An 18,864-nucleotide genomic window follows, 5' to 3' on the forward strand; every position below is an offset into this window, starting at 1 on the left:
GGACGTAAAACTACAGTGTTTTAGCGTTTTTACCTGCAAAAAGTAGAGTGTTTTTTAGTAATTACAGTATTCTTTTTCCTTGTTTTCACGGGATAATAGGGGCACAGCAGTCGCATGTCGCATGCGGCAATGAAAAGGAGGAGCAGGAATGATAAAAAAAGAGTGGAGGCACTTTAAGCGAAACCGGGAATTGTTTGTCATGTCACTTCCGGCGATCGTATATAAGTTATTGCTTAGCTATCTGCCGATGCTTGGTTTGGTTATCGCATTCAAACAGTATCGATACGATCTTGGTGTATTTGGAAGCGAATGGGTGGGATTTAAGAACTTCAAGTTCTTCTTCAATTCGGATACAGCATTCATCGTTACTCGCAACACCATACTGTATAATCTTTCTTTTATTGTACTCACCATTTTGATAGCGCTAACATTGGCTATTTTATTGAATGAACTCTCAAGAAAGTGGATCAAGGTGCATCAAACGGTTCTATTTTTGCCTTATTTTCTATCTTGGGTTGTTGTCGGTTATGTGGTACTTGCATTCCTCGACCATAAGAACGGCTTTTTAAATGTCATTTTAGGACTGTTCGGACAAGATGCGATCAAATGGTATGAGCAGGCAAAGTATTGGCCGGTGATCATTGTCATTACTCAGCTCTGGAAGTCTGTGGGATTTTCAACGCTCATCTATTATGCAGGAATGCTGTCCATAGACTCCAGTTATTATGAAGCGGCAAAAATTGATGGCGCTAACCGATGGCAAATGATTCGTAAAATTACGATTCCGACTTTAATGCCATTGATCGTGATTCTGTTCATTATCGATGTAGGGAAAATATTCAGGGCGGACTTTGGATTGTTCTATTTTATTCCGAATGACTCGAGCTTTCTCTACAGTACGACAGATGTTATTGATACCTATGTATACCGTTCACTTCGGGTTGTCGGGGATATTGGAATGTCCACCGCGATTGGATTATACCAGTCCGTCGTCGGGTTTATTCTGGTACTTCTGGCCAACTGGGTTGTTAAAAAAATAAACTCGGATAACGCGCTCTGGTAAGGAGGGGATGCAGAATGTCTACGATACAAGTTACGATAAACAAGAAAGCTGCAAAAAGCTCTTTGGCAAGTAAAAAATCTAGCTGGAGCTCCCGGATTATTAATCTTTTCTTCTGTGCGCTATCCATCCTGTTAATCATCCCTTTGATTCTGGTCATATCCATCTCGTTCACTGATGAGAAAACACTTCTACAACACGGTTACCATTTGCTCCCGGAGAAGTTTAGTCTTGAGGCGTATTCCTTAATATTTAAATCCCCTGGCGTATTATTGAATGCCTACGGTATTACCATTCTGGTGACCGTGATTGGGACGGTTATTGGATTATTTCTAACTAGTTTGACCGCATACACGATCTCACGCAAAGATTATCGGTATCGTAAACCGATGACCTTATATGTATTCTTTACCACCTTATTTAGCGGCGGGCTCGTTCCGTTCTATATTATGGTCACCCAGTATTTGCATCTAAAAGATACGATGTGGGCATTGATTGTCCCGTATTTGCTAAGTCCATTTTACATTCTGGTGATGAAAGGTTTTCTGGATAAAATTCCGATAGAAGTCGTTGAATCCGGCAAGATCGATGGGGCAAGCGAATGGCGTATTTTCTTTACCATCGTGCTGCCGCTCTCCTTGCCAGCGCTAGTTACCATCGGGCTGTTCATCTCGTTCCAGTATTGGAATGATTGGTGGCTGGGCTTACTGTTCATCGACGACCAGAAGTTGGTTCCACTTCAATTAATGTTGTATCGCGTAATGAGCACCATCGAATATTTGTCCAACAATATGTCAACCGTTAACGTGAGTATCGACATGTCGCAATTTCCGAGCTTGTCAGCAAGAATGGCCATGGCGGTGCTTGCAGCGGGGCCGATGATGATCGTTTTCCCGATGCTGCAACGATTTTTCATTAGCGGCCTAACCGTAGGTTCTGTCAAAGGCTAGTCGAATGAATGGCTATCAAATTGCTTGGTACGACGGGTTCATCTTCCCGTTCGTACGAGCAGTTGATATAAATATCATAATTTACTTAGGGGGAAAGATGGGATGAAGAAGCAATGGCTCAAATTGTTTGCAGGTGTGATCAGTTTCGTATTGGTATTGACGGCATGTGGAGGTGCCAAGGAAGAGCAGAAAGTCGCAGATGGTAAGCAGAATGAAGAATTGCCTCCCGTAGAGTTGGTATGGAATTTCCCATTAAGCGCAATTCCGCAAGACTTAGCAACCGTTCAGGAAGCGGTGAACAAGATTACCAAAGAGAAAATCAATGCAACGGTAAAGCTGCAAGCGCACACATTTGCCGATTACAATCAAAAAATGAACACGATCGTTGCATCCGGTGAAAAGTATGATGTTGCATGGGTGGCCAACTGGAACTGGGACTATCTGCAAAACCAATCGAAAGGTGCTTTTCTAGAGCTGGATGATTTGATGCAACAGAACGCGCCGGATTTACTCAAATCGATGCCTGACTTCGTCTGGGATGCAGCCAAAATCCAAAGTAAAATCTATGCCATTCCCAACTATCAGACGGTAACGAAAAAAGAAGGTTTTGTCATTCAAAAGCGTTTTGCAGACAAATACAAGCTGGATGTCAGCTCCATTAAGAAGTTTGAAGATATCGAACCGTTCCTGAAACAAATAAAAGAAGGCGAATCAGCGGACGTGGTTCCATTTCTGAATGATAAAAAAGGAAGATTCAGTATAATGTACCAAAGTCAAGGGGTAGAAGCGATTAACAATGTCGTGGGTGTGGAACTTCAGAATCCCGACAAACCTATTAATTTGTTCGAGACACCACAGTATAAGCATTACCTGGATGTGATGAGAGACTGGTATACCAAAGGCTATATTAACGAAAATGCGGCAACGCTCAAGAACAAAAACGATATTATCAAAACAGGCAACGCAGCCGTTCAACTCCATAATGTGCTGAAGCCGGGCGGTGAAGTGGAGGCCAAAGCAGCCAACGGCGGAAATGATGTCATTTACGTGCCAATTACAGATGCGTACGCTTCCACAGGCACTGTTATTACAACGATGCAAGCCATCAGCAAAAACTCCAAAAATCCTGAACGCGCAATGCAGTTTATCAATCTGTTGAACACAGATAAAGAACTTTATAATGCCATCAGTTACGGCGTTGAAGGCAAGCATTACAAGAAAGTGTCCGATAACGTCGTTCAAATCAATAAAGATGGCGGTTATGCACCTAACGCGAACTGGGTATTCGGTAACACATTTAACGCTTATTTGGTTGAAGGGATGGATCCTTCCGTCATGGAGCAGACCAAGAAAGAGAATGAATCTGCGACAAAATCCCCTTTAATGGGTTTCAAGTTCGATAACACGCCAGTTATGGCGGAAATAGCTAACTTGACGACGGTGCTCGATGAAAATCAGCCGGGACTCGAAACAGGTACGGTTGATCCAAATACGAATCTGAAAGTTTTCCAGGATAAGCTGAAGCAAGCGGGCATCGATAAGGTCATTGAAGAAATGGCAAAACAAATTGAGGCCTGGAAGCAGACGAAGTAATTGGTAGATACGTACCGTGACGCCTTGGCGTGGGTCACGGTACGTATCTTTCCTATGGCGTTAAACGGCTATCATTTCCCTAAAGTCTTCACGATGGAGGTAACTGCATTGATCAATCAACTGACACTTAAGCAGTTTAAACGGGCTTTGGAGGAGACGAACCGACCTTCGCAGATTCTTTTCGCAGAAGCAGCCTCCCCCGAGCATTGGCAAAGAATCAGAGAAGGGGTGAAATACGCAGAATTTTGGGAGCAGCTTGAGGCAAAAGCGGAAGAACTGCTCGCGATGACGCCTACGCCCCCCTCATTTTCGGACTTTATTTTATTTGGTAGCACCGGTGACCGAACAATATATCAGAGCAAGCGGGATCAACTCTACACAGGGTTGCATACGTTCAGTCTTCTTGCCATGGTAGACAGCAGACCGGAATGGATTACAGGATTGGAAAATGCAATTTGGAACATATGTAATGAGTTTACGTGGGTACTGCCTGCGCATGTGGGTCTCTACCATAACCACTATCCGAATCAAATTTGGGACCAGCCGAAGATGCCTCGCGAAACGGTTGATTTAGCGGCTGCACACATCGGATTTACGCTGGCTGAGATCATTCATTTGATGGGGGATCGCATGCATCCGTGGGTTGTCGAACGCGTCAAGGCAGAGATACATCGGCGAATTTTTGAGGTGTATTTCCATGATCCGGTTCCTCAGAACTGGGAGCTCAAAACGAACAATTGGCCCGCCGTCTGCGCTTCTTCCATTGGTGCGGCAGCGATCTATCTGGAACAGGACAGTGAAAAGCTGAGCGGCATGCTGTGGCGAGTCATAAATGTCCTCCGCGCTTACCTATCCGGATTTGATGAGCAAGGGGCCACGCCGGAGGGACCGGCCTACTGGCAGTATGGCTTCTCGCATTTTGTCTTTTTTGCGGAATTGCTAAAGGAGCGAACGCAAGGGCGAATCTCCCTTCTGGAAGACAAGAAAATCGAGCAGATTTCGCTGTTTCCGCAATTTTGCATGCTGGGCGGTGGAAAAGTTGTCAATTTCTCCGATTCCGCCGAGCAGGTGAAATGGAATACGGGCGTGATTCATCGCTTGCAGAGCTATGCACCGGCCCTTCAAATGCCGGAATCAACGACCTGGCTGACGCCGACTTCGAACAGCTGGTTGGACAATGCAAGACTTATGCTGTGGTCTCCTGATCGGACTGAATCCAGGGCAGAGGCCTGGCGAGATTCGGGACGGATTGAAGAGAGGATTTTCGAAGGGAATCAGTGGGCCATTTCGAAGGTCACCGATGCCAAGGGTCGCATGATCGCTTTTGCAGCCAAAGGCGGTTATAACGAAGAGCCGCACAATCACAATGATTTAGGGCATTTTATTCTCCATGTCGATGGTAGAAGTGTGCTGGCAGATATGGGACTCGGCGTATATTCCAGACAGTATTTTCAGCCGGAGTATCGTTATGAGCAAGTAAACGCCGGATCGCATGGCCACTCCGTGCCTATTGTTAACGATTGTACACAGGGCTTCGGTAAACAGTTTTACACTGAAATGACCGGGCATCATCAAACGAATGAGGAAATGGCTGTATCCCTGAATCTGACGAAAGCGTATGCATGTTCTGAATTGAGACATCTTACACGCCAATTTATATGGAAACGTACTTTGAACGAAACGCCGTATCTTGTCATTCGTGATCAGGTTTCTTTTTCCAATCAACCGACTTCCTTTCAAGAGGTATTCATCAGCAGTGTTCAGCCAGTGAAGACGGTTCCAGGTCAATTAGAATTGAGCGATGTTACACTTTTCTACGAAGAGAGTGAGTGGTCTGCTGAAATAGAATCCGTGACGCTAGATTCCGATACCGAGAAGGGAAAGAGATTTTATCGGATCATCCTTCATCATCAACATCCGATATCCGACATGGAGATCGCGTTTCGGTTCGTGATTAGCCAAGGTTAGCAGCATTGTGCTCGAAAAAGAATAAAGGAGCGGGCCACGATGGAATATGCCATATTAGGAAAAACAGGATTTAAAGTATCCAAAATCGGTCTTGGCGGGGCACCGCTTGGCGGCGATTACGGCGGTACAACGGATGAAATAGTAACTCGAGTCATTGATCTTGCACTGGATTTAGGCATAAATTTCATAGATACAGCCCCGTTATACGGTCGCGGGGAAAGCGAACGAAGAATCGGGAAAGCACTGAGATGTAAACGCAGCGATGTGATTATCGCCTCCAAAGCAGTTATGCGAGGAGAGCCTTACACGTACGAGAATACGATAAAGTCAGTCGAAGACAGCTTGAGCAGACTACAAACGGATTATATTGATTTGATTCAGCTCCATGAATTGGAGCAGACCACCTTTGAACAGGCGATTAACGAAACGCTGCCTGCTTTCCGTAAGCTGAAGGAGCAGGGAAAAGTAAGAGCGATAGGTGTGAATGCAGGAAGGCTTGATCTGTTGATGCCATTCCTTCAGGAGGAATTGGTCGATACGATCCAGACTTATGCGAAATATACCTTGATAGACTATTCGGCAAAAGATGAGCTCTTGCCCCTAGCAAAGGAGAAACAGATCGGCGTGATTCATGGCAGTCCGCTTGCGATGGGAATTTTGGCGGATCATCCGGCTCCTTTTTTGCAGAACAATGAGGTCTTGCTTGAAGAAGCCGCTCGAAGAATGACACAGCTTGATTTTCTAAGGAATACTGAACCGAAAGGTCTTGTTGAGCCGGCGCTTCGTTTCAGTCTGACTTGCCCGGATATCGCCATAACACTCGTGGGAACAACCTCGATTCAATCACTAACGTTAAATGCCAGCTTTTGTGATGGTAGAGGCTTATCTGATGATGAGATGACAAGAGTGTTTAGCTTATTCCGAGGGCAGCGATTGTTATAAATAGTTCTGACAAACAGGAGGTTTCAAGATGGCCATCACAGAAAACCCGTTATCCATTCCGGTTATTTATGCAAAGCGTCGAGCGGTTTCGCCGCAGTGGGCTGTTATGCAACGCCGACTATTTGATCAACTGAACAATGCGGCAGTCGAATTTGTTGGACGCTATACTCGTCCGGACGGTACGCTGATCTGGAGGCGGGATTGGCCGGGCATGGATGGATCGGATGATCCATACGAAGGATTTATGAATCTGGCTCTGCTGTACATGCTTGGCGGCAGTTCCGAACTGCATGAGCTATCGCGTAAAATATGGGACGGAATAACATGGCAGTGGACGGAATATGGCCAGATTCATCGTGAATTTGATAGCTATTACGATTGGATGCATCATGGTGAAGGCTATCTGTATATCTATTTTCTTGGACTTGCAGGTCCTGTCACGTTGAAGGACCGCCAGCGCGCTGCTCGATTTGCCGCGATGTATATGGGGGAAGATCAAGAGGCGCAGAACTATGATCAAGAACGAAGGCTGATCCGTTCACCAATCACAGGAAGCCGAGGTCCGCAATTTGTTCTGACGGCCGAAGACTGGAGTACACATCGAGGCATTCTTGACGATTACTTGGCGCCGTATGAGGATATACCCGGCGTGGATTTTACTAGCGGAAAGTGCGAATGGTCAAATGATGAGGTCTATGCCAGTGTCATTGCGTTGATGAATGAGCGGATGACTCGCGGCGATGTGCCGTTAAACTTAAATGCCACCGGGCTTGTCACCCATGCGTTCCTACATTTCGGAGCAGAAAAATACCGCAAGTGGGTCATGGATTACCTAGCTGTCTGGGAAGAGCGGACAAAGCTAAACGGCGGTATCATTCCTGATAATGTAGGCTTATCCGGTAAAATCGGCGAGTACAACGACGGCAAGTGGTGGGGCGGTTACTATGGCTGGCGTTGGCCTCATGGATTCATGACGATCATTGAACCGCTGACGAACGCATGCATGAACGCGGTGCTGTTGTCAGGGGATATGAGCAAGCTTGATTTAGCCCGGAAGCAGCTGGATGAGAACTGGGCACTTCGACAGGAACAGGATGGAAGCATGCTTGTTCCTTATAAAAGATTCGACGCAGGCTGGGCGGATTACCGGGTCGCGGATCCGAAATATGCCGTTTATCTATGGGCGATGTCCATGGCGCATGAAGATCTGGAGCGCGTTGAACGGATTCCGAAGGATCATGATTGGGATGAGATCATCATTCCACAATTGTCCGGTACCGATAAAAAGACGCGCAGAAACACGAAACATTACATTGGCAACACGCAACCTTGGTTCCAATTTATTAGAGGCCAATATCCAAATTATCCTGAGCAGATTTTAAAGGCCAACACCAAGCTTGTTGAACAGCAGCTGACCAAGATGCGTACGGAGGCGGGGGATCCCTCTAGCTGGTCCGATCATTTCAGTGAGGATGATTTCTCTAGTATCCACATTTGGCAAGAAATGTGCCCCGTGTATATGGAGAGTCTTGTTCAGCTGACGCTAGGCGGGCCAATGCATATTTCGCACGGTGGACTGCAGCATGCACGGGTTCGCTACTTCGACCCGAGTGCGAAGAGACCCGGTTTGCCAGAGTCTGTTGCAGCGCTTGTCAAAGCGTTGACTGCGACCTCGGTAACGGTGGAGCTAGTAAATATCAGTTTATTTGATCATCATGCTGTTGTCATTCAGGCAGGTACGTTTGGAGAGCATGTATTTAAAGAAGCCTTCATATGCAATGAGGAGGGTGAGGTAACAGAAACTATTCCCGTCCATAATAAGTGGCTAAACGTAGCTTTAGCTGGAGGGACAACTGTGACTTTGCGGATCAGCATGGATCGATATGTGAACTCTCCTACTTATGATATGCCATGGGCAGACCCCAAGAAAAAGGATTTGCTAGTCGGTAGAACGCGATAGTCACAACAAAGGAGTGAAGCAGCGGATGGACGCACATGCCTCATATTTGAATAAACTCGCAGCAGCTGACCCTACTTCCGATCTGATTAAAAATTTTACATCTCGCAAAACACAGGTTCCAATAAAGCAAACCAAGGTAGGAAGAGAGCATTATTTGGATTTTGCCGAAGGTCGTGTACGCGCCTTTTTACCCTATATGAATGAGCAAGGGGCCATTCTCGATCCGACAGACGGTAAGGAACATGAATATGCAACGGCATCCTTTGTCAAGGCAGGCGCAGTACTTCTTCAATCGGGTCGATGCCGGGATTTGCAAGAACTCATTCTGAAGGCGATGGATTGGGCCAGTTATTGTCTGGGCGCAAATCAGGTGCCGGACGATCATGCTGACTTTACATCTCATATGCTGGTACTGGGGTATGAGCAATTGTCCAGCCTTGCTGATCCTGACAGAGTAGACTGCTGGCGCTCGAATTTGCAGCGGGTTGAGCCGGAGCTTACCTATTCACAAACCGAACGGAATTTCCCGGATATTCGGCAAATTCGCAATTGGGCAACGTATGCGATGCACGGAGAGATGATGAGGTTTCGCGCTGGGCTGACGGATTCCACTGCTTTTATCGATAAGTACCTGCCGTATCAGCTGACCCGATTTACGTCGGAGGGGCTCTATCGAGACCCGAATTTGCCAGCCGCCTATGATTTGGCCGCAAGAGACCAGTTAAGCGGTGTGCTGGAAGCTGGATACGAGGGAGCAGCCTCTGAACTGCTCAAGGTTCTCCTCCACCGGGGTGCTAAAACCATGCTGTTCACCCAATCGACAACCGGCGCCACAAGCTGCGGCGGTCGCAGTAATCAGCTGCTGTGGAATGAGCTCTCCTTCGTGCATATTTGCGAGAGAGAAGCTGCATATTACCTGCGGCATGGGGAATTGTTGTGGGCAGGAACGTTCAAACGTGCCGCGCATCTGGCCTATCAATCGATTCTTCGATGGGTGGAGGATCCGACTGAATTTCGATTATTCAAAAATCGCTTTCCGATCGTGGATCGTGTGGGTTACGAGTTTTATGCCTATCATTCAACGTACAGCTTGTATGCCGCGCAAATCGCCGTTTCATGTTATTTGGATGCAGATGATTCGAATGAAGAAACAGCTGCCCCTGCCGATGTTGGGGGATTTGTGCTGCATTTGCCTTCATTCCATCGCATTTATGCAACAACCGGTTTGATGCAGGGCGGCTATCATATGACAATCGATACCGCTGCCCAGATGGGTCAGGACGCAACCGGTTTTGTTCGACTGCACCGGGCAGGGATCCCAGAAGAAACGGCATTGTCGACCGGAATCGCTGGTCTGGAGGGAGAGATTCCTTGGATATTTTATCGCCCGAAGCAGACGATTCCCGCACCGCTCTTTCCGGCAGCCATTGGTCCAATATGGCGGGATGAACATGGAACTTGGCATAGGTTGGCTAATTACGGCCGAAGACAGCACGAAGTTTTTCATGCATTGGATGCGGAGGGACAACCGCTGAATGCCGAACAGCTGTCGTGGTTATGTGGATTATCGGTATCGGAGCCTGAAGGTCAAGAGAACAATCTAAGTTTTGCCTTAACCTATGATGCAAATCCGCAACCGAAGGCTTACCTTCTGGACCCAAAAACGCCTGGTGCCAACGTGAATGAAGTATACCGCCGGGCGGTAAGCGATGTTTTGCCGAGACCGGGGAATGGCAGTGCGGAGCGTATTGAGGAACATTACCGAATAGGCGTGGATGGAGTAACGGTTACCTGGAAGTTTGATGCGGCTGAAGCAGCTGAGTTGACTGCAGTTGGCGTGACGGTTCCGCTGTTGGTGACGAATGGGACAGATCAATCGTCGATCTCCTGTGAGGGGAATAAAGTTACGCTGAAATACAGTCATGCTACATATACCGTGTGGGCGGATGAAGCGGAGACAAATATTGAACTAGAATTGCTGCCGGGAAGAATGCCGAACCGGAATGGTCATTACCAGCTGGCACAATGGACGCGGAAGGATAAACAGGAAGTCAGATTGCACTTTTCACTGACGAATGAACAATATGGCTTCGGACCAGAAGGGGGTAGAGATGATGAACATTGAGCCGCAGACTGAGTCGTCTAGTCTTCTTTGGTTAGATCAGACTTGGAGCAAGATTCAGAGAAAGGTCGAGAACATGTGCGAGTCGATCGGTGCTGACTTCCCATACGCCTCGTATCATGGCAAATATAATCGGGAGGAGGCGGATTGGTGGACAAACGGTTTCTGGCCCGGACTTCTATGGCTGGTTTATCGTGAGACCAAGAATGATCGTTTAAGAGAAATTGCCGCGCTTACGGAAGCGAAAATGGATCTGGTTCTGCATGACTTTTACCCGCTCCATCACGACGTAGGATTTATGTGGAGCCCGTCTTCTGTTGCGCAATATAAACTCCTTGGCAGCGATTATTCCAGGCGGAGGGCTTTGACTGCAGCGAGTCACTTGGCAGGTCGGTTCAACCCGATGGGCCAATTCATTCGGGCTTGGAATCAGCCGGAGCGCGTCGGTTGGGCGATTATCGATTGCATGATGAATTTGCCTTTGTTGTACTGGGCCAGTGAGGAAACAAATGATCCGCGTTTTCGCCATATCGCTAAACTGCACGCAGATACCACGCTGCGCGAATTTCTTCGTGCTGACGGATCAGCTCATCATATTGTCTGCTTTGATCCAGAGACGGGAGAACGCCTGAAAGCACTTGGTGGACAGGGCTATTCACCAGATTCCGCCTGGTCACGGGGGACTGCGTGGGCCATTTATGGCATGGCTTTGAGCGCTCGTTATACCGGTGATGTCCGTTATATCGATGCGGCAAAACGTTCGACCCATTTTTTTCTCGCGAATCTTCCAGAGGATGGGCTGCCGCCATGGGATTTCCGTGCGCCCTGGGAAGAAGGAATGGCCATGGATTCCACGGCCTCCGCTTGTGCGGCAAGCGGCATGTTGGAGCTTAGTTTATTAGTGCCGCCAAGTGAAGCTCCCTTGTACAGAAATGCGGCTGAGAAGCTGCTTCAGAAGCTGGACGACAAATGCTCGGCCTGGAATGATCCCAATGAAGAAGCGATTCTTCGGTTCGGTACAGCCAACAGTCCCCGCGAAACGCATGTCAACGTGCCCATTATTTATGGCGATTATTTTTTTGCAGAAGCCATTGGCAAGCTGCGCGGGATGAAAGACACGTTCTGGTAAGGGGATGCTGCCTCCTATGAAGCGTTTATTATATTATTCCCAGCTGCGGCGGGACTCCGAAAGCGAGTTCCGCCGCACGGTGAATGCAGAAATTGAATCACTTCGAAGCGATTGGGCTGATCAGGGACTAACAGATGTATCTATCTTTGTCTCACAATTATATGTGTTTATTTATGCGGAAACCGCTCATTCTTCGGCCCAAACAGAGTGGCGGTGGCCTCTTCACTACAGCCGATTGTTGGAGTTGTGGCCAGCGGATCCGCTAAACTCGTTAGAGCTTAACAACACGTCCAGGTTGGCGGTACCATTAATTGATATCTTTCATGATGGAATTCCTGAGCGTTATGACTCGTGGAGAGAACATCGTCAAGTTGACGAGCGAATCGGCTCAATCGCTTGTTTACGACCGGAAATGACAGCAAGTTATATCTATTACCACTTTCAAAAGCAGGAAGAAGAGGCATCAAGCTTCAACGAGACTTATATGATCGGATTGTTCGGCACGCTGATCTTCTCGTATTATGAATTGCCAAGCTTTATTAGCGAACACAAACGTCAGGGATGTCTTAATTCGCGGCAAACACCAGCAAATTGGCATGAAGTGATGCAACCGCATTTTAGGTCTTGGAAAGATGAAGCGGGCAGAGATTTACTATGGATGCGGATGGAGAGAATTAATGGTAGCATATGACATTCTTTTTTTGACGGGATATATAGACATTGAAAGCCGCATAATTGCGGTTTTTTTTGTTTTACTTGAACGTTTAAATAATACGCAAGTTTCAACTCTAATTAATTCTAAATTTTTCCTTAATTATTAACAATTCACTCAACTTTTCTCTTCTTTTATGAGTTTATAAAGTATAGAACGATTTACACATTAATCATGAAAGGATGTTCACCAATGAAAATTAAAAACGCGCAAAAAGCAGATTTTGTTGTTATCGGTGGAGGTTTAGGGGGCTGTATGGCAGCCCTTGCAGCAGCGAAATCAGGATTAAGTGTCATCATGACGGAGGAAACTGATTGGATTGGCGGTCAGCTAACCAGTCAAGCGATTCCGCCGGATGAGCATCGTTGGATTGAGAAATTTGGCTGTACACGGACCTATCAAGAATTCCGCAACCGGGTAAGGACTTATTATAAAATGAATTATCCCTTGACGGACGAAGCGTTCCAGAACGAAGTGTTAAATCCGGGCAATGGATGGGTTAGTCGACTCTGCCATGAACCTAAGGTAGCACTGCGTGTCACTGAGGATATGCTTGCACCTTATACGAGCAGCGGCCGCATTACGATCTTATATCAATATCGCGTCGTCGATGCTGTAACAGATGGCGATCTCGTTACATGTGTAAAGGTTCGGCAACATCATAGTTTTGAGGAAGCTACGCTCCAAGGCACTTTTTTTGCGGATGCGACCGAATGCGGAGATTTGCTGCCTTTGGCCGGGATCGAGCATGTGATGGGAGCCGAATCGAAAGTACAGACAGGAGAGCCGCATGCTGCAGAAGTAGCGGATCCATTAGATATGCAGTCGATTACACACGTATTTGCCGTGGATTACGTGGAAGGCGGCAACTTTACGATAGACAAGCCCAAACAATATGATTTCTGGCGTCAATATGTACCACAGAATTATGAGAATTTGCCACTGCTCGGCTGGCTCGTACCTGAGATCAGCAAGAACGGTACCATCAAAGAGTACGCACTTTTTAAAGGCAAACTAGGCCAGTGGTGGGAGTCCTTATTCAATTATCGCCGTATTATCGATAAATCCCTATTTAAGAACCAATTATTTCCAAGTGACATTTCCTTGATTAATTGGCCGCAGAACGATTATCATCTGGGCGCCATTTACGGTGTATCCGAGCATGAACGCAGCAAACATTTGGAAGGGGCGCGTCAATTAAGCTTATCTTTATTGTACTGGCTGCAGACCGAGGCGCCACGCTTAGATGGAGGAAAGGGATATCCCGGGCTTCGTTTGCGTAAGGACGTGCTCGGAACGGAGGATGGATTCGCCAAACATCCATACATTCGCGAATCGAGACGTATCAAGGCTTTATATACGATTACGGAGCATGATGTGAGCAAGGAAATTCGTGGACAGCAAGGTATTCGCACGTATGACGATAGTGTAGGCGTCGGACACTATTATCTGGATTTGCATATGACAACAATATCCCATCGGAGTCTATACATCCCTTCATATCCCTATGAAATTCCACTGGGTGCATTACTTCCAATTCGTATGAAAAATGTGCTCCCCGCTTGTAAAAATATTGGAACGACGCAAATCGCGAACGGTTGTTATCGACTTCATCCGACGGAATGGAATATTGGCGAAAGCGTCGGTTATATCGTTTCTTATGCATTCAAAAATCAAATTCAACCCCATGATATAAGAAAAGACTTCAAGCACATGCAAGCATTTCAAAGGATGATCCAGGAGCAAGGCATACAAATCCATTGGCCCGATGATATAGAGCTGCCATAATCATAGATTCATGCCGAAGGTAGGTTCTTGTTCTCTTTACGGACGAGAAGCTGCCTCCGTTCGTACCAATTTTTGGGTTGAGGTGATGGACAATGAAATGGGTTAAGCGAATGGGTCAGGCTTTGTTCGTACTTCTTATTATGCTGACTGCGGCTGGCTGTACAAAGGCACCATGCGTGGAGATCATCGAGTGGGTTGATTTCCTGATGATTAATAACATTAAATATTATTACAACGACGATGGAACGAAGGAAGTAACAGTTGAGCAACGCGGAGACAAGGTAGGTGAAGTCTCCTATATGTTGAATGAGAATGCTTGTACGGGCCATGTGGACAAGAACGGGGATGCGGCATTCCTTCCGATCGGTACCGGTATTTATGCCATGAAAGGTTACAAGTCGGAGTTCAGGGTCATAGCCGACAACAAGATTTATCAAGTAAATGATAATCCAAATGCGGCAACAATGGGTGATTATTTGGATATCAGCGGAAGAGTTGAGAAAGTGAGTCTAGAAAGCGCCGAGGACGGCAGTCCAATCGGCGATTTCAGCGCGAATGCGGCATCAGAATTTATTCAAGAGTTGCTGCCTTTATCTCATATAGGTTTCGATGCGGTCTATAAGAAAACAAAGCATGAAGCTGGCATTTTCCTGCGCGTGCACCTTCAGGATGGAACATCCTTCCGGATGGTCTATTATCCGAAAGCGAACGCCTTTACAGCAGGTGCATTCGGAACAGAAAGATTGAAAGAGGTAATCATGACTCAAAGACAGCAAATTAAAGCAGCGGCAGGAATGTAAATGCGCAGTTCTCTCGGGAGATGGATTAGCATTGTAATTTAGAGTTTATAGTCGCGGAAATCGCGGCTTTTTTGTTTTAACGAAACACTTTCCGGACCGTCATCATAAGAGTTTATATAAGATTGATTTCGTTAATACGGACAATCCATTTTCCATATATATAGCTATGGAAAGGAGGGGGATTATGAACGGTCAGGCGGTTGGTAAAAGTGTTCCGAGAAAGGAAACGTGGGAAAAGGTTACAGGGAGAGCCAAATATGTGGATGATGCCTCTAACCCAGGGCTTTTACATGCCAAAATTGCCGTCAGCCCCTATGCTCACGCCATTATCAAATCGATTGATTTGTCTGAGGCCTGGAAATTTCCGGGCGTACGAGCGATCATCACCGGACAGTATTATCCGGTCTTGACGGGTTCTCCACTTGAAGACCGACCGCCAATTGCCATCGATAAAGTGAGGTACTATGGAGAGCCGGTCGCCCTCGTTGTCGCGGAACAGGAACACATAGCAGAGATGGCAGCTCTAAGCATCCAAGTGGAATATGATCCTTTGCCTGTCGTAAACTCTCCAACTGAAGCCTATCAGAAAAATGCACCCATCATTCATGAACACCTTGCTATGTATAAACGGACCGAAGAGGCCATTCCAGAAGCGAGGACGAACGTCGCGAACCGAACCAAAATACGTAAAGGAAATATGGAGGAAGGATGGAAGCGCAGCGACCATAAGATTGAAGTTCATGTTACTATACCTCAATCGGATCATGCCGCGATGGAATTAAGGAGCAGCAGAGCAGAGATTGTACCCGATGGCAAAGTAATCATCCATTCCACTTCGCAGTCACCTTATGTCATCCGAAGAGCGATCAGTTCCTTTCTTCATATCCCGCTTCATAAAGTCATCGTTCATACGCCTCTCCTCGGAGGAAGCTTCGGGGGCAAATCCGCGATCCAGATGGAATTCCTGGCCGTATTGGCTTCGAGAGCTGTTGGAGGAAGAGCTGTAAATATCGTAAATTCCAGGGAGCTGGATATGATCTCTTCGCCAGTACATATCGGGTTAGATGCAAGAGTCAAGCTAGGCTGTACCCGGGAAGGGAAAATTGAAGCCGCGGACATTTTATTTCTATATGATGGTGGAGCCTATTCAGATCGTGGAGCCATTATGAGCCGAGCAGGAGCGACCGATTGCACGGGTCCTTATCGCATCGATAACGTTCATTGCGACTCTTTATGCATGTATACGAATCATCCTTATTCTACTTCATTTCGGGGGTTCGGCCACCCGGAGATGACGCTAGCAATTGAACGAGCAATGGATATCTTAGCGAAAAAAGTGCAAATGGATCCCCTCGCGTTTCGTATCCTGAATGCGATTCAACCAGGGGATACAAGTCCGACGCAAACGCAGCTGAATCGTAGCAATCTAGGTGATCTGTCCATGTGTATAACGAAGCTGAAAACATTAATCCGTTGGGACGAACCATCAAAGGTTGAAATCCATGGCCATCTCATCAGGGCAAAAGGCGTATGCTGTTTCTGGAAGAATTCGAATACGCCAACAAATGCTGGGTCGGGAGCCATTGTGATGTATAATGCCGACGGAAGCGTTACTTTACTCTGCGGTGCAGTGGAGATCGGTCAAGGGACGAGGACGGCGCTTACGCAAATGTTAGCCGAACGGTTGTGTATGGATGAGCAGATGGTCCAAATTTCAACTGACGTGAATACCGAATCGGATCCCCAGCATTGGAAAACCGTGGCGAGCCGCAGCACTTTCTTAGTTGGTAATGCCGTTCTGAGGGCGGCCGATGATGCGATAAAGCAGCTGAAAGAGATTGCTTCGATTGTGCTCGGTTACCCACCAACCGAGCTGGATGTCGGTGGGGGGAGGGTTTACTTTATTCACCGTCCCGATATCGGGATCGAAATTATCAAAATCGCTAATGGATACATGTATCCGAACGGCAACACCATCGGTGGTCAGGTGATCGGTCGCGGGAGCTACACGATGCAACATTTAACGCAGCTGGACCCTGAAACCGGCAAAGGAACGCCGGGTCCCGATTGGACCGTGGGCGCACAAGCGGTTGAAGTTGAATTAAATACAAGGGAGTACACGTACAGAATCGTTACAGCAGCGTCGGTGATTGATGCCGGCAAAGTGATTAATCCAGAATTCGCCCGGAGCCAGATTACAGGGGCCATGAGTATGGGGCTGAGTTTCGCCAGCAGGGAAGCGTTTCAGTTCGACCCTAACGGAAAAATATTAAATCCTCAGCTTCGTACCTATAAGCTAATTCGATATGGTGGGCAGCCGGAGTATCTGGTTGAATTCGTCGAAACGCCAAATCTCGAAGCTCCTTATGGATTGCGCGGTCTCGGTGAGCATGGATTGATTGGTATGCCTGCGGCACTGGCGAATAGCTTAACGAATGCGATCGGTGTGGAACTGAATCACCTGCCATTAACACCGGAAATGATTTGGAGGATGGTTCATGATTCCGTTTAATTTTGAATATTATAAACCTTCTTCCATTCCTGAGGCTGTGGAATTATTCCGACAACTGTATGCGCAAGGGAAAAACCCGATGTATTTTTCCGGTGGGACAGAGATCATTACATGGGCCCGAATGAACGCCATTCGTCCGGGAGCCGTGATTGATTTGAAGTCCATATCGGAGTGCAACATCATTCAATACCAGAACAATCATCTCGTTATTGGATCTTGCGTACCGTTATCGATGTTAACCGCAGTAAATCTGTTTCCACTGCTCAGTGAAACTGCACAAGGTGTCGCCGACCAAACGGCACGTAATAAAATTACGTTCGGGGGGAACATTTGCGGCAGAATTTACTATAGAGAGGCCGTACTCCCGCTGCTGCTCTCGAACAGTCGAATGCTTATAGCGGGTCTAAAAGGGATGAGAGAGGTTCCGATTCATCACGTATTCGTACAACAAATGAGATTGGAAAATGGAGAATTTCTTGTACAAATGATTACAGACCGCGAATATTTAGCGCTACCTTACGTTCATGTTAAAAAACGTCAGATCGGCAACGTTGGCTATCCGCTTGTCACATTGGCTGCAATTAAGAAAGATCATCAGATACGAACAGCGTACAGCGGTGTTTGCGCGTTTCCTTTTCGCTCCATCGAGATGGAGCAAGTGTTGAACGATCCCGTGTTATCTATAGAAGCTAAAGTAGATCAGGCAATCGATAAGCTTCCTGCTCCGGTACTGACGAATACGGAAGGATCTGCCGCTTATCGGAAATTTGTGCTGAAACATACGCTGATTGAGACCTTATCCCTGTTGGAAGGAAGGTGAGGCATGCCATCCTACGATATCTCTCAATATTCGATCGGATTGCAAGTGAACGGCGAATGGAGAACGATTCAAGTTCGGGCTGCGGATACCCTATTATATGTTCTTCGCGAAAGTCTCGGTCTGACAGGAAGTAAAACCGGCTGCGACAATGGCGACTGTGGAACTTGTACGATATTAGTCAATGGGGTGCCGATCAAATCGTGTATCATGCTTGCCGTGGAAGCCAATGGACAGCACATAACAACGATCGAAGGTTTGACCCATTCGCCTGTCATGCAAGCCTTCGTTCAACAACAAGCGTTCCAATGCGGTTATTGCACACCCGGATTTATTGTGAATTGTCATGGTTTGTTGAATGCACATCCTGATGCGAATGAAGAAACGATCGGGATATGGCTAGAATCCAATATTTGCAGGTGCACATCGTACGAGGAAATTCATAAAGCCGTGATGTCCGTTTTTACGTCGAATAACGCAGCGAAACCTACATCCCAAGGGAGTTGAAGGA

14 protein-coding genes are annotated in these 18,864 nt (G+C 46.9%); all 14 read left to right on the forward strand.

Features of this window, described 5'->3' with window-relative positions; all coding sequences use genetic code 11:
• Positions 1 to 148: 148 nt before the first annotated feature.
• Positions 149 to 1,063: an ABC transporter permease gene (locus AC3WU2_RS05465; protein ID WP_492451993.1), complete on the forward strand. Its 915-nt coding sequence runs from the start codon at positions 149 to 151 to the stop codon at positions 1,061 to 1,063.
• 14 nt (positions 1,064 to 1,077) lie between these two features.
• The gene (locus AC3WU2_RS05470; protein WP_492451995.1) at positions 1,078 to 2,010 is read left to right on the forward strand and encodes a carbohydrate ABC transporter permease; all 933 of its coding nucleotides are present in this window, start codon (positions 1,078 to 1,080) and stop codon (positions 2,008 to 2,010) included.
• A gap of 102 nt (positions 2,011 to 2,112) precedes the next feature.
• Positions 2,113 to 3,603, forward strand: a complete 1,491-nt coding sequence (locus tag AC3WU2_RS05475; protein ID WP_492451997.1) for an ABC transporter substrate-binding protein — start codon at positions 2,113 to 2,115, stop codon at positions 3,601 to 3,603.
• Complete coding sequence (locus AC3WU2_RS05480; RefSeq protein ID WP_492451999.1) at positions 3,604 to 5,571, forward strand: heparinase II/III domain-containing protein; 1,968 nt, start codon at positions 3,604 to 3,606, stop codon at positions 5,569 to 5,571.
• A 39-nt stretch (positions 5,572 to 5,610) separates the two neighbouring features.
• Positions 5,611 to 6,513, forward strand: coding sequence for an aldo/keto reductase (locus AC3WU2_RS05485; RefSeq protein WP_492452001.1), 903 nt, complete (start codon positions 5,611 to 5,613; stop codon positions 6,511 to 6,513).
• Positions 6,514 to 6,541: 28 nt separating this feature from the next.
• Entirely contained in the window at positions 6,542 to 8,473 is a 1,932-nt protein-coding gene (locus AC3WU2_RS05490) for a DUF8034 domain-containing protein (RefSeq protein ID WP_492452003.1), read from the forward strand.
• A gap of 25 nt (positions 8,474 to 8,498) precedes the next feature.
• Positions 8,499 to 10,598 (forward strand): hypothetical protein, encoded by a 2,100-nt coding sequence (locus AC3WU2_RS05495; protein ID WP_492452005.1) that lies wholly within the window; start codon positions 8,499 to 8,501, stop codon positions 10,596 to 10,598.
• A complete protein-coding gene (locus tag AC3WU2_RS05500; protein ID WP_492452203.1) occupies positions 10,588 to 11,724 on the forward strand; it encodes a glycoside hydrolase family 88 protein in 1,137 nt (378 codons plus the stop codon). Before AC3WU2_RS05495 ends, AC3WU2_RS05500 begins: the two co-directional genes overlap by 11 nt.
• Positions 11,725 to 11,740: 16 nt before the next feature.
• Positions 11,741 to 12,415 carry a hypothetical protein gene (locus AC3WU2_RS05505; RefSeq protein WP_492452007.1) on the forward strand — a complete coding sequence of 225 codons (675 nt, stop codon included), beginning with the start codon at positions 11,741 to 11,743 and terminating at the stop codon, positions 12,413 to 12,415.
• Positions 12,416 to 12,628: 213 nt separating this feature from the next.
• Positions 12,629 to 14,224 (forward strand): FAD-dependent oxidoreductase, encoded by a 1,596-nt coding sequence (locus AC3WU2_RS05510; protein ID WP_492452009.1) that lies wholly within the window; start codon positions 12,629 to 12,631, stop codon positions 14,222 to 14,224.
• A 92-nt stretch (positions 14,225 to 14,316) separates the two neighbouring features.
• On the forward strand, positions 14,317 to 15,024 hold the full coding sequence (locus AC3WU2_RS05515; protein ID WP_492452011.1) for a hypothetical protein: 708 nt from the start codon (positions 14,317 to 14,319) through the stop codon (positions 15,022 to 15,024).
• A gap of 184 nt (positions 15,025 to 15,208) precedes the next feature.
• Positions 15,209 to 17,536 (forward strand): xanthine dehydrogenase family protein molybdopterin-binding subunit, encoded by a 2,328-nt coding sequence (locus AC3WU2_RS05520; protein WP_492452013.1) that lies wholly within the window; start codon positions 15,209 to 15,211, stop codon positions 17,534 to 17,536.
• Positions 17,523 to 18,356: an FAD binding domain-containing protein gene (locus tag AC3WU2_RS05525; protein ID WP_492452015.1), complete on the forward strand. Its 834-nt coding sequence runs from the start codon at positions 17,523 to 17,525 to the stop codon at positions 18,354 to 18,356. The genes AC3WU2_RS05520 and AC3WU2_RS05525 overlap by 14 nt, the downstream gene beginning before the upstream one ends.
• 3 nt (positions 18,357 to 18,359) lie before the next feature.
• Positions 18,360 to 18,860 (forward strand): (2Fe-2S)-binding protein, encoded by a 501-nt coding sequence (locus AC3WU2_RS05530; protein WP_492452017.1) that lies wholly within the window; start codon positions 18,360 to 18,362, stop codon positions 18,858 to 18,860.
• The last annotated feature ends 4 nt before the right edge of the window (positions 18,861 to 18,864 follow it).

The sequence above is a fragment of the Paenibacillus sp. EB106-05-06-XG162 genome, assembly GCF_058791655.1.